Source organism: Pseudomonas sp. GM24 (genome assembly GCF_000282235.1).
In the GTDB taxonomy this organism is placed as follows: Bacteria; Pseudomonadota; Gammaproteobacteria; order Pseudomonadales; family Pseudomonadaceae; genus Aquipseudomonas.
Genome location: NZ_AKJR01000069.1, coordinates 16,923 through 41,410, shown reverse-complemented (window position 1 = coordinate 41,410; position 24,488 = coordinate 16,923). Strand labels below are relative to the sequence as shown.

The following is a 24,488-nucleotide window of genomic DNA, read 5'->3' as shown; positions in this document are numbered from 1 at the left end:
ATCCCGTGACGCTCTGCGTCACACCGCAATGGACGCGGAGCGTCCGGGGCGGCATTCCCACGCAGAGCGTGGGAACGATCCCCGAGCGCGGGGCCGGAATCAGCCTTCGAGCTTGCTTTTAAGCAGTTCGTTCACTTGCTGCGGGTTGGCTTTGCCTTTCGACGCTTTCATCGCCTGGCCGACGAAGAAGCCGAACATCTTGCCGCGTTTGGCTTCATCCGCCGCACGATACTGTTCAACCTGCTCGGCGTTAGCCGCGAGCATTTCGTCCAGTACCGCCGAGATCGCGCCGCTGTCGGTCACTTGCTTCAGGCCGCGTTTTTCGATGATCTCGTCCGCGCTGCCTTCGCCGTTGGCCATCGCTTCGAACACCACTTTGGCAATCTTGCCGGAGATGGTGTTGTCCTTGATGCGTTGCAGCATGCCGCCCAACAGTTCAGCGGAAACCGGCGACTCGTCGATGTCCAGGCCTTGCTTGTTGAGCAGGCTGCCCAACTCGACCATCACCCAGTTCGCCGCCAGTTTGGCGTCGCCGCCGATGGCTGCGACTTTCTCGAAGTAGTCCGCTTGCTCACGGCTGGTGGCCAGCACGTTGGCGTCGTACGCCGACAGACCGAACTGGCTCTGGAAGCGCTCGCGTTTCTGCGGAGGCAGTTCCGGCAGGGTGGCGCGCACCTCGCCGAGGAACGACTCTTCGATGACCACCGGCAGCAGGTCCGGATCGGGGAAGTAACGGTAGTCGTTGGCTTCCTCTTTCGAACGCATCGGACGGGTCTCGTCCTTGTTCGGATCGTACAGACGGGTCTGCTGGATCACTTTGCCGCCGTCTTCGATCAGCTCGATCTGACGCTGGATCTCGGAGTTGATCGCCTTCTCGATGAAGCGGAACGAGTTGACGTTCTTGATCTCGCAGCGCGTGCCGAATTCAACCTGGCCTTTCGGACGGATCGACACGTTGCAGTCGCAACGCAGCGAGCCTTCGGCCATGTTGCCGTCGCAAATACCCAGATAACGTACCAGCGCGTGGATCGCCTTGACGTAAGCCACGGCTTCCTTGGCACTGCGCATGTCCGGCTCGGAAACGATTTCCAGCAGCGGCGTGCCAGCACGGTTCAGGTCGATGCCGGTGGCACCGTTGAACTCTTCGTGCAGGCTCTTGCCGGCGTCTTCTTCCAGGTGCGCGCGGGTGATGCCGACACGTTTGACCGTGCCGTCTTCGAGGGCGATGTCCAAGTGACCCTTGCCGACAATCGGCAATTCCATCTGGCTGATCTGGTAGCCCTTCGGCAGATCCGGGTAGAAATAGTTTTTACGGGCGAACACGTTGTGCTGACCGATCTCGGCGTCAATCGCCAGACCGAACATCACCGCCATACGCACCGCTTCCTGGTTCAGCACCGGCAGAACGCCGGGCATGCCCAGGTCGATCAGGCTGGCCTGGGTATTCGGCTCGGAACCGAATGTGGTGGAACTACCGGAAAAGATTTTCGACCGGGTAGTGAGCTGAGTGTGAATCTCCAGCCCGATCACGACTTCCCATTGCATGTGTGTCTCCTCAGAAGCCGGTTGGGGTGCGGGTGTGCCAGTCAGTGTTCAACTGATACTGGTGCGCAACATTGAGCAAACGGCCTTCCTGGAAATACGGCGCGAGCAATTGCACGCCAACCGGCAGACCGTCGACAAAACCGGCCGGCATCGACAGGCCCGGCAGGCCGGCGAGGTTGGCGGTGATGGTGTAGACGTCTTCCAGATAAGCAGCGACCGGGTCGCTGTTCTTAGCGCCAAGCTTCCAGGCCGGGTTCGGCGTGGTCGGGCCGAGGATGATGTCGACTTCATTAAAGGCAGCCATGAAATCGTTCTTCACCAGGCGACGGATCTTCTGCGCTTTCAGGTAGTAGGCGTCGTAGTAACCGGCGGACAGCGCGTAGGCACCGACCATGATCCGGCGCTGGACTTCCGCGCCGAAGCCTTCGCCACGGGAGCGCTTGTACAGGTCGATCAGGTCTTTCGGGTGCTCGCAGCGATGACCGAAACGCACGCCGTCAAAACGCGACAGGTTCGAGGAGGCTTCTGCCGGCGCGATCACGTAGTAGGCAGGAATCGCGTGCTGCATGTTCGGCAGGCTGATTTCCTTGATCACCGCACCGAGCTTCTGCAGCTCTTTGATGCTGTTCTGAATTAGCTCGGCGATGCGCGGGTCGAGACCGGCGCTGAAGTATTCCTTCGGTACGCCGATGCGCAGGCCTTGCAGCGATTCGTTGAGGCTTGCGGAGTAATCCGGCACCGGCTCATCGATGCTGGTGGAGTCGTTCTGATCGAAGCCGGCCATACCTTGCAACAAAATTGCGCAGTCTTCGGCCGTGCGCGCCAACGGGCCACCCTGATCGAGGCTGGAGGCGTAAGCGATCATGCCCCAGCGCGAAACGCGACCGTAGGTCGGTTTCAGGCCGGTGAGGTTGGTGAATGCCGCCGGCTGACGAATCGAACCGCCAGTGTCGGTGGCCGTCGCCGCTGGCAACAGACGAGCAGCAACCGCCGCCGCCGAACCGCCGGACGAACCGCCCGGTACGTGTTCCAGGTTCCACGGGTTTTTCACCGCGCCGTACCAGCTCGACTCGTTGGCCGAACCCATGGCGAATTCGTCCATGTTGGTCTTGCCCAGGGTCACGGCACCGGCAGCGGCCAGCTTCGCGACGACAGTAGCGTCGTACGGGGCTTTGAAATTGTCGAGCATCTTCGAGCCGCAGCTGGTGCGAATGCCCTGGGTGCAGAACAAGTCTTTGTGAGCGATCGGCGCACCGAGCAGGGCGCCGCTCTCACCGTTGGCGCGGCGGGCATCGGCGGCTTTCGCCTGCTCGATGGCCAGCTCTTCGGTGAGGCTGATGAAACTGTTGAGCTGCGGATCAAGCTGGGTAATGCGCGCCAGCAGGACTTTGGTCAGCTCTTCGGAGGAAAACTTTTTATCGGCGAGACCGCGGGCGATCTCGGCCAGAGTCATTTGATGCATTGCAGGCTCTTTCCCTTTAGTCGATGACTTTCGGAACCAGATACAGGCCGTTTTCGACCGCTGGTGCGATGGACTGGTAGGCCTCGCGGTGATTGCTCTCGGTCACGACGTCGGCGCGCAGGCGCTGACTGGCTTCCAGCGGGTGGGCCAGAGGCTCGATTCCGTCGGTATTAACAGCCTGCATTTCGTCGACCAGACCGAGAATGCTGTTGAGAGCGGAAGTAATGTGTGGAAGATCGGCATCATTGAGGCCAAGGCAGGCCAGATGAGCGATTTTTTCCACGTCGGAGCGTTCTAGCGCCATCGGGATTCTCCTGTGGAAAACAGAACGGACGGCGTCCGTGTGTTAGATTGTCGGAACACTACCGCACTTCTACGGTCATAAGGCCGCGATTGTGGGGCTTGGTGCACAGAAAAGCGGCCAATTTAACATATTGGCGCCTTGCCCAAAATCCCTGTCGTTGTTAGAGTTTGCCGCACTTTTTTACCCACGCGTTGCCTAGGGTCCCTTTCCCATGTTCAAGAAACTGCGTGGCATGTTTTCCAGCGATCTTTCCATTGACCTGGGCACTGCCAACACCCTTATTTACGTGCGCGAGCGCGGTATCGTCCTGAATGAGCCATCGGTTGTGGCCATTCGGACACACGGTAACCAGAAAAGTGTCGTTGCTGTCGGCACCGAGGCCAAGCGCATGCTCGGCCGTACGCCGGGCAACATTGCTGCCATTCGTCCGATGAAGGACGGCGTGATCGCCGACTTCAGCGTCTGCGAAAAGATGCTGCAATACTTTATTAACAAGGTTCACGAAAACAGCTTTCTGCAGCCTAGCCCTCGTGTGCTGATCTGCGTTCCATGCAAATCCACTCAAGTTGAGCGTCGTGCCATCCGTGAATCGGCCCTCGGTGCCGGTGCCCGTGAAGTGTTCCTGATCGAAGAGCCGATGGCTGCTGCGATCGGTGCCGGCCTGCCGGTCGAAGAAGCACGCGGTTCGATGGTCGTGGATATCGGTGGTGGTACCACTGAAATCGCGCTGATCTCCCTGAACGGTGTGGTCTATGCCGAATCCGTGCGCGTTGGCGGCGACCGCTTCGACGAAGCGATCATCACCTACGTGCGTCGTAACTACGGCAGCCTGATCGGTGAATCCACCGCTGAGCGCATCAAGCAGGAAATCGGCACGGCCTACCCGGGCGGCGAAGTTCGCGAAGTCGACGTTCGCGGTCGCAACCTGGCCGAAGGCGTTCCACGCGCATTCACCCTGAACTCCAACGAAGTGCTGGAAGCTCTGCAAGAGTCTCTGGCTACCATCGTTCAGGCCGTGAAAAGCGCGCTGGAGCAATCGCCGCCGGAACTGGCTTCCGACATCGCCGAGCGTGGCCTGGTGCTGACCGGTGGTGGCGCGCTGCTGCGTGATCTCGACAAGTTGCTGGCCCAGGAAACCGGTCTGCCAGTCATCGTTGCCGAAGATCCGCTGACCTGTGTTGCTCGCGGCGGTGGCCGTGCATTGGAAATGATGGATAAGCACACCATGGATCTGCTCTCGAGCGAATAAGTCGCCGAGTGCAATACGTGGGTGAGCGCGCAGGCAGCACTTTGCAGTGCTGCCTGTTGGCGTTTATCTTCTGTCAGTCTTCATCCAGGCCGGTTTGATGCCGTATGAATAAACAGAACATTTGCCTGGGAGGAGCGGCTTATTAAACCGCTTTTCGCCAAAGGCCCTTCGTTGGGTGTGCGCCTGTTGGTGCTGGCCGTGCTGTCGGTCGCGCTGATGGTGGTCGATGCCCGCTTCGACTTGCTCAAGCCCGCGCGCAAACAAGCGTCGCTGGTGTTGATGGACGCCTACTGGATTACCGACCTGCCCGGACGGCTCTGGGAAGGGATTGCCAGTCAATTCGGCAGTCGCACCGAACTGGTCGCCGAAAACGAAAAACTCAAGACCGAAAACCTGCTGTATCAGGGTCGCATGCAGAAGCTTGCCGCCCTTACCGAGCAGAACGTTCGGCTGCGCGAGTTGCTCAATTCCTCTGCGCTGGTCAATGAAAAGGTCGAAGTGGCCGAGTTGATCGGCATGGACCCCAACCCTTTCACTCATCGCATCATCATCAATAAAGGTGAGCGTGATGGCGTGGTGCTGGGGCAGCCGGTGCTCGATGCACGCGGTCTGATGGGGCAAGTGGTCGAGTTGATGCCTTACACCTCCCGTGTATTGTTGTTGACCGACACCACTCACAGCATTCCTGTGCAGGTGAACCGCAACGGTCTGCGGGCGATTGCCAGTGGCACCGGCAACCCGGAGCGTCTGGAGTTGCGTCACGTCGCTGACACGGCCGATATCAAAGAGGGCGATCTGCTGGTCAGCTCCGGCCTTGGCCAGCGCTTCCCGGCCGGTTACCCGGTCGCCACGGTGAAGGAAGTGATCCACGATTCCGGCCAGCCGTTCGCGATTGTCCGCGCCGTGCCGACTGCCGCACTCAACCGCAGCCGTTACCTGTTGTTGGTATTCAGCGACAACCGCACCGCCGAAGAGCGCGCCAACGATGCCGCGCAAGCGCAGGAAAATCTTGATGCCTTTGGCGGTGGTCCGATTATTCCGGCCACTGTGCCGAAGTCCGTGACTGTGCCTGCGGCGGCTGCTCCGACGCCCGCAACACCTGCCGCACCGACCGCTGCAGCCAGCGCCACACCGGCCAAACCCGCTGCCAGTAAACCGCCTGCGCCTGCTAAACCACCGGCAGCTACGCCGGCGGCAACCAAACCTCCAGCTGCCCAGCCTGCTGCGCGACCCGCGGTCAAACCGCCTGTCAGTGCACCGGCGACAACCGGGAGACAAGAATAATGGTCGGGGCTACCGCATCGCGAAACGGCTGGATTGTCTGGCTGACGTTTCTCATCGGCATGTTGCTCAGTGTCTCGCCGTTGCCGCAATTCATGGAAATTCTGCGTCCGCTGTGGCTGGCGCTGCTCCTGACATTCTGGGCACTGTACATGCCGCAAACGGTCGGCATGGTCACAGCGTTTTGCCTCGGACTGGCTGAAGATGTGCTCTACGGCACGCTGCTTGGGCAGAACGCATTGATCCTGACACTGATCACCTTCCTCGTGCTCTCATTGCAACAACGCCTGCGAATGTTCCCGATGTGGCAGCAATGCCTGGTAGTTCTGGTGATTTTCGGCCTCGCGCAGCTGGTCCAATTGTGGCTCAGCGCGTTGACCGGTAATCGTCAGCCGACCCTGGCGCTGGTACTTCCGGCGCTGGTCAGTGCCTTGCTCTGGCCTTGGGTCAGCTTTGCCCTACGCGGATTGCGCCGACGCTACAAAATCAATTGAGCCGGTGAAGCAGGGCACTGAACAGGGAGATGTTTTGATGAAGCCGCTTTACCTCGCCTCCGGATCGCCGCGTCGCCGTGAATTGCTCACGCAGATCGGCGTTCCGTTTTCCGCCATCAGTGCGGATATCGACGAAACCCCATTACCCGAAGAATCGCCGTCGGCCTATGTCGAGCGCTTGGCGCGCGGCAAGGCCGAGGCCGGGCGCCGTAGCGTCGTGTCTGCTCAGCCATTCTGCGTGCTGGGGGCCGACACCGCCGTGGTGCTGAACGGCAAAATTCTTGGCAAACCGGTGGACGAAGCCGACGCATGCGCCATGTTGATGATGTTGTCCGGCAAGGAGCATGAAGTGCTGACCGCCATCGCTGTGCTCGAAGACGAGCGCTGCGAGTCGCGGGTGGTGCGCAGTCTGGTGCGGTTTCGCCCGATCAGCAGTGAAGAAGCCGCCGCCTATTGGGCCAGTGGCGAGCCACGGGACAAGGCCGGCGGTTATGGCATTCAGGGGCTCGGCGCGGTGTTTGTCGCCGGCCTCAATGGCAGTTACTCGGCTGTGGTCGGGTTGCCTGTTTGCGAAACCGCAGAACTGTTAGGCCATTTCGGCATACCCTGTTGGCAAAACCTGAACGCGCAATGAGCGTCGTACGAATCCAGATGCGGCCATTATCGTGAACATGCCTGAACGAGATCCTGCCATGAGTGAAGAGATTCTGATCAACATCACGCCGATGGAATCGCGCGTGGCGGTGGTCGAAAACGGTGTGCTGCAAGAAGTCCACGTTGAGCGCACGCAAAAACGCGGGATCGTCGGCAACATCTATAAAGGCAAGATTGTTCGGGTATTGCCGGGCATGCAGGCCGCATTCGTCGACATCGGTCTGGATCGCGCGGCGTTCATTCACGCTGCCGAAATCTCCCTGCGCGAAGGCCCTGCGGTGGAAAGCATCAGCGCGTTGGTGCACGAGGGCCAAAGTCTTGTGGTGCAGGTCACCAAGGACCCGATTGGCTCCAAAGGCGCGCGCTTGACCACACAACTGTCGATCCCGTCGCGCTATCTGGTGTACATGCCGCGTACTGCCCACGTCGGCATTTCCCTGAAAATCGAAGACGAAGCCGAGCGTGAGCGCCTCAAACAGGTGGTCAGCGATTGCGTGGCCAAAGAAGGCATCAAAGAGGCGGGCGGTTTCATTCTGCGCACCGCCGCAGAAGGTGCTGGCGCCGATGAAATACTCATGGACATCCGATATCTGCGTCGCCTGTGGGATCAGATCAACGAGCAGATCAAAACCATCGCCGCACCGAGCGTAATTTACGAAGACCTCGGTCTGGCGTTGCGTACCCTGCGTGATCTGGTCAACCCGAAAATCGAGAAGATTCGCATCGATTCCCGGGAAACGTTCCAGAAAACCACGCAGTTCGTTGCCGAATTGATGCCGGAAATCGCCGATCGTCTGGAACATTACCCGGGTGAACGGCCGATTTTCGACCTGTACGGCGTCGAAGACGAAATCCAGAAAGCCCTCGAACGCAAGGTGCCGCTGAAATCCGGCGGCTATCTGGTGGTGGATCCGGCAGAAGCCATGACCACCATCGATGTAAACACTGGCGCTTTCGTCGGTCATCGCAACCTCGAAGAAACCATCTTCAAGACCAATCTCGAAGCGGCCACCGCCATTGCCCGGCAAATGCGCCTGCGCAATCTGGGCGGGATCATCATCATCGACTTCATCGACATGGAAGATGAAGAACACCAGCGCCAGGTGCTGCGCACGTTGGAAAAACAGCTGGAGCGTGACCACGCCAAGACCAACATCATCGGCATCACCGAGTTGGGTCTGGTGCAGATGACCCGCAAGCGCACCCGCGAAAGTCTCGAGCAAGTGCTATGCGAGCCGTGCAGCAGTTGTCAGGGGCGCGGCAAACTGAAAACCGCGGAAACCATCTGTTACGAGATTTTCCGCGAGATCCTCCGTGAAGCGCGGGCCTATCAGGCCGAGGGTTATCGGGTGCTGGCGAACCAGAAAGTGGTCGATCGCCTGCTTGACGAAGAATCCGGTAACGTCGCCGAACTTGAAGGGTTTATCGGGCGCACCATACGCTTCCAGGTGGAAACCATGTATTCCCAGGAACAATATGACGTGGTGTTGCTCTGATCCCCTGCGTCACGTTTATTCCACCGCGGCTGGCCTCAGCTTTTCGCAGTATTTTTGCCATGGGAGCCATCTGACATGGAGCGTCTGACACGCATTCTGGCCGCACTCACCCGCTGGGGGCTGGGCCTGTGCGCGTTGGTTCTGGTGTTGATGGCGTTGTACGTCAGTCTTGGCCGTGAGCTGACCCCGCTGGTGGCCGAATATCGCGCCGACATCGAGGACAAGGCCAGCGCCGCCCTTGGCATGCCGTTGCAGATTGGTGAACTGGAAGGGAACTGGAGCGGTTTTGCGCCGATCCTGCTGGCTCATGACGTGATGGTCGGGGCCGGTACCAATGCATTGCGTCTTGATCACGTGCGGGTAGTGCCGGATTTGTGGGCCAGTCTGTTGGCTCGCGAGGTGCGCATTGCCCACCTGGAACTCAATGGTCTGAAGATCAGCCTGAAAGAGGCCGAAGACGGCAGTTGGGCACTGGAAGGCTTGCCGGTGCAGAACGATCAGCCGCTCGATCCGCAGCAGTTGTTCAATCGCTCGCAGATGATTCAACAACTGTCGGTGCTCGACAGTCAGGTGACTTTGCAGCCGCAGGATCACGCGCCGCTGACGCTCACCTATGTCGGCCTCAATCTGAAAACCGGCGCCAGCCGCCAACGACTCGATGCCCGTCTGACCCTGCCGGACGGCCAGCCCGTTGCGCTGAGCCTGCGCACGCGAATTCGTCCTGATCAATGGCAGGACAGTGTGGTGGAGGGTTACGCCAGCCTGCCGCAGAGCGATTGGTCGAAGTGGCTGCCGGAGCGTCTGACCCAACAATGGAATTTTTCCGAGATCAAGGCCGGCGGTGAGCTCTGGGTCAATTGGGCCAAGGGCACGCTGCAAAGTGCAGCGCTCCGTTTGAACGCGCCGCAACTGACCGGCGCCTATGCCGATCGCAAGCCGATCCAGATCAATAATCTGGCGCTGAATGCCTACTACGAGAACAGTGCCGAGGGCGCGACTCTCACCCTCGATTCGCTGGCGATGAATTTCGCTGAAAAACGTTGGGAGTCGCATGTACAGCTCAAGCAGACGCGCGCGACCGACAAGGTGGACGAGCTCTGGCACTTGCAGGCGGATCGTCTCGATCTGACCCCGATCACGCCACTGCTGAATGCGTTGGGGCCGTTACCGCAAGGTTTCGCTACGGCCGTTGATCATTTGAAAGTCACCGGTGGTCTGCGCAATGTGTTGCTGGATTTTCGCCCCAACGCTACCGACGGCAACAAATTCAGTTTCGCCACCAACCTGGATAACGTCGGTTTCGACGCCTATCACGGCGCTCCGGCAGCACGAAACGTCAGCGGCAGCCTCAGCGGCAACCTCGACGGTGGCGAACTGCGCATGGACAGCAAGGATTTTGTCCTGCACCTCGACCCGATTTTCGCCAAGCCATGGCAGTACCTTCAGGCCAACGCCCGTCTGACCTGGAAACTCGATAAAGACGGTTTCACCCTGATCGCTCCGTACCTGAAGGTGCTCGGCGAAGAGGGCAAGATTGCCGGCGACTTCCTGATTCGCCTGCATTTCGACCATAGCCAGGAAGACTACATGGACCTGCGGGTCGGTCTGGTCGAGGGCGATGGTCGCTACACGGCCAAATACCTGCCCGAAGTCTTGAGCCCGGCGCTCGACGAGTGGCTGCGTACAGCAATCCTCAAAGGTGCAGTCGACCAGGGTTTCTTCCAGTATCAGGGCTCGCTGAGCAAGAATGCCGGTGAGGCCGACCGCAGCATCAGTCTGTTCTTCAAAGTGCATGACGCTGAACTGGCCTTCCAGCCGGGCTGGCCGCACGTGAGCAAGGTCAGTGGTGACGTGTTCATCGAAGACAGTGGCGTGCGGATCTGGGCTGACAAGGGGCAGTTGCTCGACACTCAGGTCAGCGATGTGTTCGTCAATATCCCGCATGTGCCGGCTGGACAACACACGCACATGTATCTCGATGGCGGCTTTGCCGGCGGCCTCGGTGATGGACTGAAAATTCTTCAGGACGCACCGATCGGCACAGGTGAAACCTTTGCCGGTTGGGAAGGGGCCGGGGATCTGCAAGGCAAGCTCAAGCTCGATATCCCGCTGGACAAGGGTGGCGACCAGCCGAAAATCCTCGTCGACTTCAAAACCGCCAATGGGCGCCTGAAGCTGGCTGAGCCGAAGCTGGAGCTGACTCAGCTCAAGGGCGATTTCCGCTTTGACAGCGCCAAAGGGCTGAGCGGGCAGAACATCGCCGCGCGCGCATTCGACAAACCGGTGACTGCGCAGATCTTCGCCGATGGCAGTCCCGGCAAGCTCAAGACTCGGGTGGCGGCATCCGGGCAGGTCGAAGTGAAGAAACTCACCGACTGGTTGGGTGTCACGCAGCCATTGCCAGTGTCGGGGGTGATTCCGTATCAACTGCAGTTGAATCTGGATGGCGCCGACAGTCAGTTGATGGTCAGCTCCAATCTCAAAGGCGTTGCCGTGGATCTGCCGGCACCGTTCGGCATGACGGCGGATGTCGGGCGCGATACCGTGTTCCGCATGACATTGCAGGGGCAGGAACGGCGTTATTGGGTCAATTACGACCAATTGGCCAACTTCACCTTTGCGGCACCACCGACCAATTTCGCCGAGGGCCGTGGTGAGCTGTTCCTCGGTGCCGGCGAAGCAGTGCTGCCGGGCGCCAAGGGTTTGCGGATTCGCGGTGTGCTCTCGGAACTGGACGTCGCACCGTGGCAGGACCTGGTCAACAAATATGCCGGGCAGGATCCGGGCGGCAGCGCCAAGCAATTACTCAACAGTGCTGATTTCAAGGTCGGCAAGTTCACCGCATTCGGGACCACGCTGGATCAGGCGTCGGTACAGCTCAACCGCAAGCCGGGCGCGTGGAATCTGGCGCTCGACAGCCAGCAGGCGAAAGGCTCGGCCAGTCTGCCGGACGCCAAGGGCGTGCCGATCGCGGTCAATCTGCAATACGTGAAACTGCCGGCGCCGGACCCGACGGTGCAGGCTGACGAGAATTCGCCGGACCCTTTGGTCTCTGTCGATCCGACGAAGATTCCGGCACTGGATATCACCATCAATCAACTGTTCCTCGGCCCGGATCTGGTCGGCGGCTGGTCGCTCAAGGTGCGTCCGACCGCCAAAGGCATCGCCCTGAACAACCTCGACATGGGTCTAAAAGGCATCCTGTTGCAGGGCAATGGTGGCTGGGAAGGTGCGCCGGGTGCGACCAACAGTTGGTTCAAAGGTCGCATTGGTGGCAAGAACCTCGCCGACGTCCTCAAGGGCTGGGGTTTTGCCCCGAGCGTAACCAGCGAAGAATTCCACATGGACGTCGATGGCCGTTGGCCGGGCTCGCCGGCGTGGCTGGCGACCAAGCGTTTCTCCGGCACACTCGATGCGTCGCTGAACAAAGGCCAGTTCGTTGAAGTGGAGGGCGGCGCGCAGGCGTTGCGGGTGTTCGGCCTGCTCAACTTCAACTCTATCGGCCGGCGTTTGCGTCTGGACTTCTCTGATCTGTTCGGCAAAGGCTTGAGCTACGACCGGGTCAAAGGTTTGCTGGTGGCAAACAACGGTGTGTATATCACCCGCGAGCCGATTCGCCTGACCGGTCCTTCCAGCAACCTTGAGCTGGACGGTACGCTGGATCTGGTCGGCGACAAGGTCGATGCCAAGTTGCTGGTAACGTTGCCGGTGACCAACAACCTGCCGATTGCTGCGCTGATCGTTGGCGCACCAGCGGTTGGCGGTGCGTTGTTCCTTATCGACAAGTTGATCGGTGACCGCGTGGCGCGCTTCGCCAGTGTGAAGTACACCGTCAAAGGCCCTTGGAAAGAGCCGAAAATCACCTTCGACAAGCCTTTTTAACTAGCAGACACTACGCCTTGGTAGGAGCTGCCGAAGGCTGCGATCTTTTGTTTTAAGAGTCAGATCAAAAGATCGCGGCTTCAATTCCGAGGAGCGGCCATGTCTTTAGCGGTAATTCAAATGGTCAGCCAAAGCGACGTGCTGGCCAATCTGGCTCAGGCCCGACGCCTGCTCGAACAGGCTGCTGCTGGCGGCGCGAAGCTGGCGGTGCTGCCGGAAAACTTCGCCGCCATGGGCCGTCGCGACATCGCTGACATCGGCCGCGCCGAAGCATTGGGCGAAGGACCGATCCTGCCATGGTTGAAACAGACCGCCCGCGACCTCAAGTTATGGATAGTGGCCGGCACCTTGCCGTTGCCGCCGATGGATCAACCGACGGCCAAGTCCAATGCCTGCTCGCTGCTGGTCGATGATCAGGGTGAAATCGTTGCACGCTATGACAAGTTGCATCTGTTCGACGTCGATGTGGCGGACAATCGCGGCCGTTACCGCGAATCCGATGACTATGCTTATGGCAGTGGCGTGGTGGTTGCCGACACGCCGGTAGGCCGACTTGGTCTGACCGTGTGTTACGACTTGCGCTTTCCCGAGCTTTACAGCGAGTTGCGCGCCGCCGGTGCCGAGTTGATTACCGCACCGTCGGCCTTTACTGCGGTAACCGGAGCAGCGCATTGGGATGTGCTGATTCGCGCCCGGGCCATCGAGACCCAGTGTTATGTGCTGGCCGCAGCGCAGGGCGGGAGCCATCCAGGACCGCGAGAAACCTTCGGTCATGCGGCGATTATCGATCCGTGGGGGCGCGTGCTGGCGAGTCAGGATCAAGGCGAAGCGGTGTTGTTGGCCGAACGCGACAGTATTGAACAAGCGTCCATCAGGGCGCGAATGCCGGTGGTGAGCCATCGGCGGTTTTTCTCGCAGGGCGCACAGCGGCCTGCTTCAGAACACGAATTTAAGGCGTAAACCTATGAGCGAGTTGTTGTCCTCAGTCAGTGATCACCTGTTGGCGCCCGGTGGCGTGACGATCGAGAGCCTGCAAGGCGTGCTCGGTGATCTGGCCGGTCCTGGTATCGATGCGGCCGACCTGTATTTCCAGGGCCAGATCTCCGAGTCGTGGGCGCTGGAAGACGGCATCGTCAAGGAAGGCAGCTTCAACCTAGACCAGGGTGTGGGCGTGCGTGCGCAGTCCGGTGAGAAAACCGGTTTTGCCTACAGCAACGCGATCACCCTCGAAGCGCTCGGCGCAGCGGCCCGTGCCGCGCGTTCGATCTCCCGGGCCGGGCAGAACGGCACGGTGCAGGCGTTCACCACGCAGGATGTCGCACAGTTATACGCGCCGGATAACCCGTTGGAAGTGCTGACTCGTGCCGAGAAAGTCGAGCTGCTCAAGCGCATCGATGTGGCTACCCGTGCCCTCGACCCGCGTATCCAGCAAGTCAGCGTCAGCATGGCCGGTGTCTGGGAACGCATTCTGGTGGCATCCACCGACGGCGGCCTGGCGGCGGATGTGCGGCCACTGGTGCGTTTCAACGTCAGCGTCATCGTTGAGCAGAATGGTCGTCGCGAGCGCGGCGGGCATGGCGGCGGCGGGCGTACCGACTATCGTTATTTCCTCGCCGAAGACCGCGCCATGGGCTATGCCCGTGAAGCGCTGCGCCAGGCGCTGGTAAATCTGGAAGCGATTCCGGCGCCGGCCGGCACCTTGCCGGTTGTGTTGGGTTCGGGCTGGTCTGGCGTGCTGCTGCACGAAGCGGTCGGCCACGGTCTGGAGGGTGACTTCAACCGCAAGGGCAGCTCGGCGTACAGCGGTCGCATGGGTGAAATGGTTGCCTCGAAGCTTTGCACCATCGTCGATGACGGCACCTTGAGCGGCCGTCGCGGTTCGCTGAGCGTCGACGACGAAGGCACGCCGACCGAGTGCACCACGCTGATCGAAAATGGCGTACTGAAAGGCTACATGCAGGACAAACTCAATGCGCGCCTGATGGGCGTTGCTCGCACCGGTAACGGTCGTCGGGAGTCCTATGCGCATCTGCCGATGCCGCGCATGACCAACACGTACATGCTCGGCGGCGAAAGCGATCCGGCAGAAATCATCGCCTCTGTGAAGAAGGGCATCTACTGCGCCAACCTTGGCGGTGGTCAGGTCGACATCACCAGCGGCAAGTTCGTGTTCTCCACCAGCGAGGCGTACCTGATCGAAGACGGCAAGATCACCGCGCCAGTCAAAGGCGCGACGTTGATCGGCAACGGCCCCGAGGCGATGAGCCGGGTGTCGATGGTCGGTAACGATCTGGCGCTGGACAGCGGTGTGGGCACGTGCGGCAAGGATGGGCAATCGGTGCCGGTAGGTGTGGGTCAGCCGACGCTGAAAATCGATGCGATCACCGTGGGTGGCACGGGCGCATAAAAAGAGGTGGAGCTTCGGGTGGCGCGCAGGGCGGCCACCCGGTGGCGAATATCAACGCAGGCCGCGTTGAGTCTCGTCCAGCTCACGGATGTACTTGAAGATCTTGCGGCTGGAAGCAGGAGGTTTGTTTTGCGCAACCTCATGCTGAGCCTGACGGATCAGGGAACGCAGTTGCTGGCGATCGGCGTCCGGGTACTCGACGACGAATTTCTCCAGCACGGCATCGTCGCCTGCAATCAGGCGATCACGCCAGCGTTCCAGGTTATGGAAACGCTCGTTGTACTGACGAGTCGAGGCATCGAGTTGATCGAGCAAGGTCAGAATCGCGTCAGTGTCCTGATCGCGCATCAGTTTGCCGATGAACTGCAAGTGCCGTTTACGCGCGATGTTCGCGGTGTGCTTGGGCGCATCGGCCAGAGCCCGGCGCATAGCGTCGGTCAGCGGCAGTTTTGCGATCAAGTCTGGCTTGAGTGTTGTCAGGCGCTCGCCGAGGTCAACCAGAGCATGCAGCTCGCGTTTGACCTGAGATTTGCTTTTTTCTCCCGTATCGAGGGAGTCGTCGTAAGAATCAACCATGGTGGCAGTCCGCAAAGAAACGCCGCCATGATAACCAGTCGGGGGCCGCTTGTCCGGCCCGGTCGCTCGATGACCCCAGCCGAAAGCAGAATTTGAGTGGAGATGAGCATGAGTGCAGTTGAAAGCGTCGGCCCGCAGGCATTGCCGGCACTGCAAGAACAAGTCGAGCAGATCATCGCCGAAGCCAAGCGTCAGGGCGCCAGTGCCTGTGAAGTAGCGGTGTCGCTGGAGCAGGGCCTGTCGACGTCGGTGCGCCAGCGCGAAGTCGAAACCGTTGAATTCAACCGCGATCAGGGCTTTGGCATCACGCTGTACGTGGGCCAGCGCAAAGGCTCGGCCAGCACCTCGGCAACCGGCCCGGATGCGATTCGCGAGACCGTCGCAGCGGCACTGGCCATCGCTAAACACACCTCCGAAGACGAAGCCTCGGGTCTCGCCGATGCGGCGTTGATGGCCAAGGAGCAGCACGATTTCGATTTGTTCCACGAATGGGACATCACCCCGGAGCAGGCCATCGAGAAGGCCCTGCTCTGTGAAGCAGCGGCCTTCGACGCCGATGCGCGGATCAAGAACGCAGACGGCACTACCCTGAGCACCCATCAGGGCTGCCGCGTTTACGGCAACAGCCACGGCTTTATCGGCGGTTATGCGTCGACCCGACACAGCCTGAGCTGCGTGATGATCGCTGAGGCCGACGGCCAGATGCAGCGTGATTACTGGTACGACGTGAACCGTCAGGGCAGTCTTCTGGCCGATCCGGTGAGCATCGGCCAGCGTGCCGCGCAACGGGCGGCGAGCCGCTTGGGCGCGCGCCCGGTACCGACGTGCGAGGTGCCGGTGCTGTTTTCCGCAGAGCTGGCGGGCGGTTTGTTCGGCAGTTTCCTCTCGGCGGTGTCGGGCGGCAGTCTGTATCGCAAGTCGTCGTTCCTTGAAGGCACCCTAGGGCAGAAGTTGTTTCCGGAGTGGCTGACCATCGACGAGCGTCCGCACCTGATGCGCGCAATGGGCAGTGCTTCGTACGACGGTGATGGTCTGGCGACGTATGCCAAACCGTTCGTCGAAAAGGGCGAGTTGGTGTCGTACATCCTCGGCACGTACTCCGGGCGCAAACTCGGCATGCCAAGCACGGCGAACGCTGGTGGGGTGCATAACCTGTTCGTTACCCATGGTGATGAAGACCAGGCGGCGCTGCTGAAGCGTATGGGGCGTGGCTTGTTGGTTACTGAATTGATGGGCCATGGCCTGAACATGGTCACCGGCGACTATTCGCGCGGGGCGGCAGGCTTCTGGGTCGAGAACGGTGAAATCCAGTTCGCCGTGCAGGAAGTGACGATCGCCGGCAACATGCGTGACATGTTCAAGCAGATCGTTGCGGTGGGTAATGACCTGGAACTGCGTAGCAACATCCGCACCGGCTGTGTGTTGATCGAGCGGATGACGGTGGCGGGCAGCTAAACCTCATTCGTCAAAACTAAAAGGGCGCGCCACCCCATCGGGTGGCGCGCCTTTTTTATTGTCTCCACACAAAACCCTGTGGGAGCGAGCCTGCTCGCGAAAGCGATTTAACAGCCGACCGCAGCGGTGACTGACGGGACGCCTTCGCGAGCAGGCTCGCTCCCACAATAAACTCTGCGTAAATCGGAGCTCTTGTTTTGGTTCTCATTATCATCTAATAATAAATCTCATTATCGGATGAGCCCGGATCATGAGTTCTGCCTTGCACGAGCAGCCGTATCTCGAAAGCTGGCGCTGGATGAGTCGCCAGATCCGTTGCGCGATGGATCCTGACGAGCCGCGCGTGATCGAACATTACTTGGCCGAAGGCCGGTATCTGGCCTGTTGTACGGCCACTTCTCCCTGGACCATCGCTGAAACCTCCTTCCGCCTTCTGCTCGACACGGCCACCGACATCGCCTTGCCGTGGCACTGGCGTAGCCTCTGTCTCGATCAAGCCTGGCGCCCATTGCGTGAAATGGAACGCCTGTCCCTGTGCAAATGCCGGCTCAAACGTTGGCAACGCTATACCTGGCAGCTCGCCACTTGCGAACTGCTTCCCTCGATTCCTCTTATTGAACTGGTGCAAGGATTTTCAGATGACCAAGACACGTATTGAGCGCGACAGCATGGGCGAACTGCAGGTGCCGGTGGACGCTCTCTACGGTGCGCAAACCCAGCGCGCAGTGGATAACTTCCCGATCAGCGGCAAACCTATGCCGACGCAATTCATTCGCGCACTGATCCTCGCCAAAGCCGCCGCCGCGCGCGCCAACGTTGAACTCAACCAGATCACAGCCGCGCAGGGCAAAGCCATCAGCGACGCCGCGCAAGGCCTGCTCGAAGGCGATTTCATGCGGCATTTCCCGGTGGATATCTTCCAGACCGGTTCCGGCACCAGTTCCAACATGAACGCCAATGAAGTGATTGCCACTCTCGCCAGTCGCCTGCTCGATGAGCCAGTGAATGCCAATGATCACGTCAACTGCGGCCAGAGCAGCAACGACATCATCCCGACCACCATCCACGTCAGCGCCGCGCTGGCCCTGCACGAACAATTGCTGCCGGCGCTGCTGCACCTGGTGCAAGTGATCGAGCGCAAAGCCGGGCAAGTGCATCATCACGTCAAAACCGGCCGCACGCATTTGATGGACGCCATGCCGGTGCGCATGAGCCAGGTGCTCAACGGCTGGGCGCAGCAAATCAAAGCCAACATCGCTCACCTGCAGGATTTGCTGCCAAGCCTGCAATCCCTGGCGCAGGGTGGCACGGCGGTCGGCACTGGGATCAACGCACATCCTGAATTCGCCGCGCGTTTCAGTCGTCAGCTCAGCCAACTGACCGACGTGCAATTCACCTCGGGCAAGGATCTGTTCGCGCTGATTGGCTCGCAGGACACCGCCGTCGCCGTCTCCGGTCAGCTAAAAGCCACCGCTGTGTCGTTGATGAAAATCGCCAACGACCTGCGCTGGATGAATTCCGGCCCGCTCGCCGGTCTCGGCGAAATCGAACTGGAAGCCCTGCAACCGGGCTCGTCGATCATGCCGGGCAAGGTCAATCCGGTGATCCCGGAAGCCACCGCCATGGTCGCCGCGCAAGTCATCGGTAACGATTCGGTGATCACTGTCGCCGGCCAGTCGGGCAATTTCGAACTCAACGTGATGCTGCCGATCATCGCGCAAAACCTGTTGAGCAGCATCGAACTGCTGGCCAACTCCAGCCGTCTGCTCGGCGACAAGGCCATCGCCACCTTCAAGGTCAACGAGTCGCGCCTGAAAGAGGCGCTATCACGCAACCCGATTCTGGTCACCGCGCTCAACCCGATTATCGGTTACCAGAAAGCCGCCGAGATCGCCAAGCAGGCCTACAAGGAAGGCCGCGCGGTGATCGACGTCGCACTGGAACACACCGACCTGTCGCGCAGCCAACTGGAAGAGTTGCTCAACCCCGAGAAACTCACCGCCGGCGGCGTGTAAACCCTGCAACCGCTTTGGAGGCTCACCATGGAGCACTGGAAACGCACGATCGAACGGGCCAATCGCTGCTTCATGCTGGGCGAATTGATCGACGCCCGTGAGGCTTATCTGCAAGCCCTGGCCCTGGCGCAAGTGTTATTCGAACGCTGGGCCGATGCCGACGAAGCGGTGGCGGCCTGCGTCATCTCCCATCACAACCTGGCGGATCTGCACTTGCGCCTGAACCAGCCGGAGGAGAGTGCCGAATACCTCTGCGCCATCCACCAACGGCTGTTGCAGACCATGCAGGACGAACGTCAGCGCCTTGCATTACGTGAAGCGGCGCTGCGCCAGAGCAGCAAGACCTACGTCGAGCTGCTGAATTTCATCAGTGAACACGGCGAATACCCGCGCACCCAGCGCCTGCTGCACCCGGATACCGGCAATGCGCGCCGCGCGCCTGTCCCACATCACCATGGAGTCCATTGAAATGGCTTTTACCTTGCCTGCCTTGCCTTACGCCTACGACGCCCTCGAGCCGCATATCGATGCGCAGACCATGGAGATTCACTACACCAAACATCACCAGACCTACATCAACAACCTCAACGCCGCCGTAGAAGGCACTGAATATGCGGAGTGGCCGGTAGAAAAACTGGTCGCCAGCGTTAAGGATCTGCCGGAAAAACTCCGTGCGGCCGTGATCAATCAGGGCGGCGGTCACGCCAACCACTCGCTGTTCTGGGAAGTGATGGTGCCGAGCGGCGGCGGTAAACCGGATGGCGCGCTGGCCAAGGCGATTGATGAGCAACTGGGTGGTCTCGACAGCTTCAAGGAAGCCTTCACCAAAGCCGCACTGACCCGATTCGGCAGCGGCTGGGCCTGGCTCAGTGTGACGCCCGAGAAAAAGCTGATCGTGGAGAGCAGCGGCAATCAGGACAGTCCGCTGATGAACGGCAACACGCCGATTCTCGGTCTCGACGTGTGGGAGCACGCCTATTACCTGCGTTATCAGAACCGTCGTCCGGAATACATCAGCGCGTTCTACAACGTGATCAATTGGCCTGAAGTTGCTGCGCGCTATCACGCCGCACTGGTTTAAGTCTTTTATAAAAACAATCCAAGGCTGACTATGGGCACTGAAACACTGGCGATCGGAAGTGGGCGTATGTTTCGCTACGCAGTGGGCTCGCTATTGCTGTTGGCGGGCATGACCTTGCTGGTTGCCCACGGACTGGAATGGCTGAATCTGGAACCGCGACTGTCACGGGCGCTTCAGGGCGGCGCGATCTGCGCCCTCGGCACGGCGCTTGGCGCTGTTCCGGTGCTGGTGATTCGGCGCATGCCGCAGGCACTCAGTGACACCTTGCTGGGATTTGGCGCGGGGGTGATGCTGGCGGCGACGGCGTTTTCGCTGATCGTGCCGGGCATTGCCGCCGCCGAAAATCTGGGTCTGACACCTTGGTCATCCAGCGGCCTGATTTGCTTCGGCATCATGCTCGGTGCATTCGGTCTGTATTTGGTTGATCGTCAGTTATCCGGAGCTTCGCCGGAAATGTTGGTCGGCACACCTGAGCATCCGGTAATTGCGCCGCGTATCTGGCTGTTCGTGTTCGCCATCATTGCCCATAACATACCGGAAGGTATGGCCGTCGGCGTTTCCGCCGGCGGCGGCATGCCGGATGCGGACAGTCTGGCCATGGGCATCGCTTTGCAGGATGTACCGGAAGGTCTGGTGATTGCCTTGGTGCTGGCCGGGGCGGGGATGTCGCGGATCAAGGCGTTCCTGATCGGCGCGGCGTCTGGTCTGGTTGAACCGGTGTTTGCACTGTTGTGTGCCTGGCTGGTCAGTCTGGCGCAGGTGTTGTTGCCGTTAGGTCTGGCGCTCGCGGCAGGGGCGATGTTGCTGGTAGTGACCCACGAAGTGATTCCCGAGTCGCGACGCAATGGTCATGACAAGCTGGCCAGTCTTGGTTTGCTGATCGGGTTTTGTCTGATGATGGTGATGGATACGGCGTTGGGTTGAAGCAGAGCAAAAGATCGCAGGCTGCGGCAGTTCCTGCAGGGAACGCATTCCAGTGTAGGAGCTGCCGCAGGCTGCGATCTTTTGACTTTGGCTGTCAGCCGCCTTCGTCGAAGTAGTTGTTGATCAACGCCACCAGCGCATCCAGGGCTTCCTGTTCCTGATGCCCTTCAGTACTCAGATAGATTTTGGTGCCCTTGCCAGCCGCCAGCATCATCATCGCCATGATGCTTTTGCCATCAATCGTGGTCTCTGGTGTACGACCCACTCTGATCGTGCAATCCGGATACTGCCCGGCCACTCCAACAAACTTGGCCGATGCGCGGGCATGCAGGCCCAGCTTGTTGATGATTTCGATTTCCAGAGCAGGCATCGCGGTGTGAATCCTTTAAGTGAGGTCGCGGTGGCGAACCTGGACGTTCTTCAGGGTTTTCTGCAGGGCCTGACCCAGGCGTTCGGTCAGGTAGACGGAGCGGTGATGCCCGCCGGTGCAGCCAATGGCAATGGTGACGTAGGCGCGGTTGCTCGCAGCGAAGCGCGGCAGCCACTTGTGCAGGTAAGTGAAAATGTCCTGGAACATTTCTTCGACCTCTGGCTGCGCCGCAAGGTACTCAGCCACCGGCGCATCGAGACCTGATTGCGCGCGCAGTTCCGGCTTCCAGTACGGATTGGGCAGGCAGCGCACATCGAATACCAGATCCGCGTCGACCGGCATGCCGCGCTTGAAGCCGAAGGACTCGACCAGAAATGCGGTCCCCGGCTCCGGCTGGTTCAGCAGGCGCAGCTTGATGCTGTCGCGCAGCTGATACAGGTTCAGATTGGTGGTGTTGATCTTCAGGTCCGCGAGGTCGGCAATCGGGCCGAGCAGGGCGGTTTCATCCTGGATCGCCTCGGCCAGCGAGCGGTTGGCGTTGCTCAGTGGATGGCGACGGCGAGTCTCGGAGAAACGCTTGAGCAGGGTTTCTTCGTCGGCGTCCAGATACAGAACGTCGCACTGGATGTGCTTTCCCCGGACATCTTCAAGCAGCTCCGGAAAGCGCGTCAGGTGGCTCGGCAGGTTGCGCGCATCGATGGACACGGCCACCAGCGGTTGCGCCAGCTCAGTGTGAATCAGCGCGCGTTCGGCCAGTTCCGGCAGCAAGCCTGCAGGAAGGTTGTCGATGCAGTAATAGCCGTTGTCCTCAAGGACATCCAGAGCCGTACTTTTACCCGAGCCGGAACGGCCGCTGACGATGATCAAGCGCATGATTAATGCCCGTTCTGCTCGTCCAGGACAACCTGATACAAGGCTTCGTTGCTCGCGGCGCTACGCAGTTTATCGCGCACGTCCTTGCGGTCGAGCATGCTGGCGATCTGACGCAGCAACTCCAGGTGCGCATCGGTGGCGGCTTCCGGGACCAGCAGTACGAACAGCAGGTCAACCGGAGCGCCATCAATGGCGTCGAAATCGATTGGCGTATCAAGGTGCATCAAGGCGCTGATAGGCGACTGGCAACCCTTGAGACGGCAGTGAGGAATGGCGATGCCGTTACCAAAACCGGTGGAGCCGAGTTTTTCACGGGCAATCAACGCCTCGAAGACATCTTGCATCTCCAGATCCGGCACTTCGCGGGCGATCAGGTTGGCAATTTGTTCGAGGGCTTTCTTTTTACTGCCGCCCGGCACGTTCACGAGGGAACGGCCGGGGGTCAGGATGGTTTCAAGTCGGATCATGGATTAGGGATGTTAACGACCGGTAGCGCCCTGAAGGAGGCTCTGGGTCTTTTCCTTATGCTTTTTGAGTTGGCGATCCAGCTTGTCGGTCAGTGAGTCGATCGCAGCATACATATCAGTATCTTCTGCGTTAGCGACCACTTCGCTGCCGGGTATATGCAAGGTGGCTTCAATTTTCTGCTTCAGCTTTTCGACGCACATCGTGACTTGCACGTTGGTGATCTTGTCGAAATGTCGCTCCAGTCGTTGGAGTTTTTCCTCGATGTAGGAACGCAGAGGTTGGGTCACTTCCAGTTGGTGTCCACTGATGTTGACTTGCATACAGCTTCTCCTTCGTTGCCAGTGCATAAAGCGGCAGGCCGAAAAGCCTGCCACTGGAACGCTGTAACGTGGCTTACATCAACCGCTTGCGTTCGCTCGAAGGCGCGATCCCGAGGGATTCGCGGTACTTGGCGACGGTGCGGCGAGCCACCTGAATGCCTTGTGCCTCCAGTAAACCAGCGATCTTGCTGTCACTCAACGGCTTTTTCTGATTTTCCGCTGCAACCAGTTTTTTGATGATCGCGCGGATCGCTGTGGACGAGCATTCGCCGCCTTCGGAGGTGCTGACGTGGCTGGAGAAAAAGTATTTCAACTCATAAATACCGCGCGGGGTATGCATGAATTTCTGTGTGGTCACCCGTGAAATCGTTGATTCGTGCATGCCGACCGCTTCGGCGATGTCATGCAGGACCAGCGGCTTCATGGCTTCGTCGCCGTACTCCAGAAAACCGCGCTGATGCTCGACGATCTGGGTGGCAACTTTCATCAGGGTTTCGTTGCGGCTCTGCAGGCTCTTGATGAACCAGCGGGCTTCCTGCAACTGATTGCGCATGAAGGTGTTGTCGGCGCTGGTGTCGGCGCGACGCACGAAACCGGCGTACTGGGCATTGACGCGCAGGCGTGGCACCGACTCCTGATTGAGCTCGACCAGCCAGCGCTCGTTGTCCTTGCGCACGATAACGTCAGGGACAACATATTCGGCTTCAGTCGACTCGATTTGCGAGCCTGGGCGCGGATTCAGGCTCTGCACCAGTTCGATGACCTGACGCAGTTCGTCTTCCTTGAGCTTCATGCGACGCATCAACTGGCTGTAGTCGCGGCCGCCGAGCAGGTCGATGTAATCGCTGACCAGACGCTTGGCTTCAGCCAGCCAAGGCGTCTTGGCTGGCAGCTGGCGCAATTGCAGCAGCAGGCATTCGCCGAGGTTGCGGGCGCCGATGCCGGCTGGTTCAAATTGTTGAATGCGGTGCAGGACGGCTTCGATTTCGTCCAGTTCGATGTCCAGTTCCGGATCGAACGCCTCGAGGATCTCTTCGAGGGTTTCATCCAGGTAGCCCTGATTGTTGATGCAATCGATCAGGGTGACGGCGATCAGGCGATCGGTGTCGGACATCGGTGCAAGGTTCAGTTGCCACAGCAGATGGCTTTGCAGGCTCTCGCCGACGGAGGTGCGTGTGGTGAAGTCCCACTCGTCATCGTCGCTGCTCGGCAGGCTGCTGGCACTGGTCTGGTAGACGTCTTCCCAGGCGGTGTCGACCGGAAGCTCGTTGGGGATGCGCTCGTTCCATTCGCCCTCCTCGAGGTTGTCCACCGTCGGGGCAGTTTCCTGATAGGACGGTTCCTGGATTTCGGTGGCGGGCTTCTGTTCGGCGTTGTCGGCCATGGGGTCGGAATTGTCGAAGTCGTCGCCTTCTTCCTGGCGTTCGAGCATCGGATTGGATTCCAGAGCCTCCTGGATTTCCTGTTGCAGATCCAGGGTCGACAATTGGAGCAGACGGATGGCCTGTTGCAGCTGCGGTGTCATCGTCAGCTGCTGGCCCATTCTCAAGACTAGCGATGGTTTCATGGCAGGGGCTTAACACCTTATTCGCCGGCGCTATGCGCCATCCACTACAGGGCGCCGAAGCGCCA

The 24,488-nt window shown here is 59.8% G+C and carries 23 protein-coding genes; 14 read left to right on the top strand and 9 right to left on the bottom strand.

The window, feature by feature from the left end:
- Nucleotides 1-99: 99 nt before the first annotated feature.
- From gatB to gatC, 3 genes are read right to left on the bottom strand one after another with little or no spacing between them, the layout of a single operon-like run.
- The gene (gene gatB, locus PMI23_RS10860; protein ID WP_007915352.1) at nt 100-1,545 is read right to left on the bottom strand and encodes an Asp-tRNA(Asn)/Glu-tRNA(Gln) amidotransferase subunit GatB; all 1,446 of its coding nucleotides are present in this window, start codon (nt 1,543-1,545) and stop codon (nt 100-102) included.
- 10 nt (nt 1,546-1,555) lie between these two features.
- Nucleotides 1,556-3,007, bottom strand: a complete 1,452-nt coding sequence (gatA, locus tag PMI23_RS10855; RefSeq protein ID WP_007915354.1) for an Asp-tRNA(Asn)/Glu-tRNA(Gln) amidotransferase subunit GatA — start codon at nt 3,005-3,007, stop codon at nt 1,556-1,558.
- Nucleotides 3,008-3,023: 16 nt separating this feature from the next.
- Nucleotides 3,024-3,311, bottom strand: coding sequence for an Asp-tRNA(Asn)/Glu-tRNA(Gln) amidotransferase subunit GatC (gene gatC, locus PMI23_RS10850; RefSeq protein WP_007915356.1), 288 nt, complete (start codon nt 3,309-3,311; stop codon nt 3,024-3,026).
- Nucleotides 3,312-3,522: 211 nt separating this feature from the next.
- Here gatC and mreB point away from each other — a divergent pair, with 211 nt between their 5' ends.
- The 8 genes from mreB to tldD all read left to right on the top strand — a co-directional run bounded on the left by mreB (nt 3,523) and on the right by tldD (nt 14,774).
- A complete protein-coding gene (gene mreB / locus PMI23_RS10845) occupies nt 3,523-4,560 on the top strand; it encodes a rod shape-determining protein MreB (protein WP_002555108.1) in 1,038 nt (345 codons plus the stop codon).
- Nucleotides 4,561-4,701: 141 nt separating this feature from the next.
- The gene (mreC, locus tag PMI23_RS10840; protein ID WP_081498748.1) at nt 4,702-5,844 is read left to right on the top strand and encodes a rod shape-determining protein MreC; all 1,143 of its coding nucleotides are present in this window, start codon (nt 4,702-4,704) and stop codon (nt 5,842-5,844) included.
- Nucleotides 5,844-6,335: a rod shape-determining protein MreD gene (gene mreD, locus PMI23_RS10835; protein WP_007915360.1), complete on the top strand. Its 492-nt coding sequence runs from the start codon at nt 5,844-5,846 to the stop codon at nt 6,333-6,335. Before mreC ends, mreD begins: the two co-directional genes overlap by 1 nt.
- Before the next feature lie 37 nt (nt 6,336-6,372).
- Complete coding sequence (locus tag PMI23_RS10830; protein WP_007915365.1) at nt 6,373-6,969, top strand: Maf family protein; 597 nt, start codon at nt 6,373-6,375, stop codon at nt 6,967-6,969.
- Nucleotides 6,970-7,027: 58 nt separating this feature from the next.
- Entirely contained in the window at nt 7,028-8,485 is a 1,458-nt protein-coding gene (rng, locus tag PMI23_RS10825) for a ribonuclease G (RefSeq protein WP_007915369.1), read from the top strand.
- A gap of 75 nt (nt 8,486-8,560) precedes the next feature.
- Entirely contained in the window at nt 8,561-12,367 is a 3,807-nt protein-coding gene (locus PMI23_RS10820; protein ID WP_007915371.1) for a YhdP family protein, read from the top strand.
- A 99-nt stretch (nt 12,368-12,466) separates the two neighbouring features.
- Nucleotides 12,467-13,327: a carbon-nitrogen hydrolase family protein gene (locus PMI23_RS10815; protein WP_007915372.1), complete on the top strand. Its 861-nt coding sequence runs from the start codon at nt 12,467-12,469 to the stop codon at nt 13,325-13,327.
- A gap of 4 nt (nt 13,328-13,331) precedes the next feature.
- Nucleotides 13,332-14,774: a metalloprotease TldD gene (gene tldD, locus PMI23_RS10810; protein WP_007915374.1), complete on the top strand. Its 1,443-nt coding sequence runs from the start codon at nt 13,332-13,334 to the stop codon at nt 14,772-14,774.
- A gap of 51 nt (nt 14,775-14,825) precedes the next feature.
- On the opposite strand, the gene yjgA is transcribed toward tldD, so the two are convergent.
- Complete coding sequence (gene yjgA, locus PMI23_RS10805) at nt 14,826-15,350, bottom strand: ribosome biogenesis factor YjgA (RefSeq protein WP_007915377.1); 525 nt, start codon at nt 15,348-15,350, stop codon at nt 14,826-14,828.
- A gap of 108 nt (nt 15,351-15,458) precedes the next feature.
- Between yjgA and pmbA the strand changes: the two genes are divergently transcribed.
- The 6 genes from pmbA (at nt 15,459) to PMI23_RS10775 (ending at nt 20,825) form a co-directional block, all read left to right on the top strand.
- Nucleotides 15,459-16,805 carry a metalloprotease PmbA gene (pmbA, locus tag PMI23_RS10800; protein WP_007915379.1) on the top strand — a complete coding sequence of 449 codons (1,347 nt, stop codon included), beginning with the start codon at nt 15,459-15,461 and terminating at the stop codon, nt 16,803-16,805.
- Nucleotides 16,806-17,055: 250 nt separating this feature from the next.
- Entirely contained in the window at nt 17,056-17,463 is a 408-nt protein-coding gene (locus tag PMI23_RS10795; RefSeq protein WP_007912436.1) for a hypothetical protein, read from the top strand.
- Nucleotides 17,444-18,820, top strand: a complete 1,377-nt coding sequence (locus tag PMI23_RS10790) for a class II fumarate hydratase (protein ID WP_007912434.1) — start codon at nt 17,444-17,446, stop codon at nt 18,818-18,820. Before PMI23_RS10795 ends, PMI23_RS10790 begins: the two co-directional genes overlap by 20 nt.
- A 27-nt stretch (nt 18,821-18,847) precedes the next feature.
- A complete protein-coding gene (locus PMI23_RS10785; RefSeq protein WP_007912432.1) occupies nt 18,848-19,288 on the top strand; it encodes a hypothetical protein in 441 nt (146 codons plus the stop codon).
- A 1-nt stretch (nt 19,289) separates the two neighbouring features.
- Nucleotides 19,290-19,901 carry a superoxide dismutase gene (locus PMI23_RS10780; RefSeq protein WP_042704935.1) on the top strand — a complete coding sequence of 204 codons (612 nt, stop codon included), beginning with the start codon at nt 19,290-19,292 and terminating at the stop codon, nt 19,899-19,901.
- A 30-nt stretch (nt 19,902-19,931) separates the two neighbouring features.
- Entirely contained in the window at nt 19,932-20,825 is an 894-nt protein-coding gene (locus tag PMI23_RS10775; protein ID WP_007912429.1) for a ZIP family metal transporter, read from the top strand.
- A 94-nt stretch (nt 20,826-20,919) separates the two neighbouring features.
- Here the strand turns inward: PMI23_RS10775 and PMI23_RS10770 are convergent, their stop codons facing one another.
- The 5 genes from PMI23_RS10770 to PMI23_RS10750 form a co-directional block, all read right to left on the bottom strand.
- Complete coding sequence (locus PMI23_RS10770) at nt 20,920-21,195, bottom strand: HPr family phosphocarrier protein (protein ID WP_007912428.1); 276 nt, start codon at nt 21,193-21,195, stop codon at nt 20,920-20,922.
- 15 nt (nt 21,196-21,210) lie between these two features.
- Nucleotides 21,211-22,068 (bottom strand): RNase adapter RapZ, encoded by an 858-nt coding sequence (gene rapZ / locus PMI23_RS10765; RefSeq protein WP_007912427.1) that lies wholly within the window; start codon nt 22,066-22,068, stop codon nt 21,211-21,213.
- A gap of 2 nt (nt 22,069-22,070) precedes the next feature.
- The gene (gene ptsN, locus PMI23_RS10760) at nt 22,071-22,535 is read right to left on the bottom strand and encodes a PTS IIA-like nitrogen regulatory protein PtsN (protein ID WP_007912426.1); all 465 of its coding nucleotides are present in this window, start codon (nt 22,533-22,535) and stop codon (nt 22,071-22,073) included.
- Nucleotides 22,536-22,547: 12 nt separating this feature from the next.
- Nucleotides 22,548-22,856: a ribosome hibernation-promoting factor, HPF/YfiA family gene (gene hpf, locus PMI23_RS10755; protein ID WP_007912419.1), complete on the bottom strand. Its 309-nt coding sequence runs from the start codon at nt 22,854-22,856 to the stop codon at nt 22,548-22,550.
- A 73-nt stretch (nt 22,857-22,929) separates the two neighbouring features.
- On the bottom strand, nt 22,930-24,423 hold the full coding sequence (locus PMI23_RS10750; protein ID WP_042704934.1) for an RNA polymerase factor sigma-54: 1,494 nt from the start codon (nt 24,421-24,423) through the stop codon (nt 22,930-22,932).
- Nucleotides 24,424-24,488: the final 65 nt, after the last annotated feature.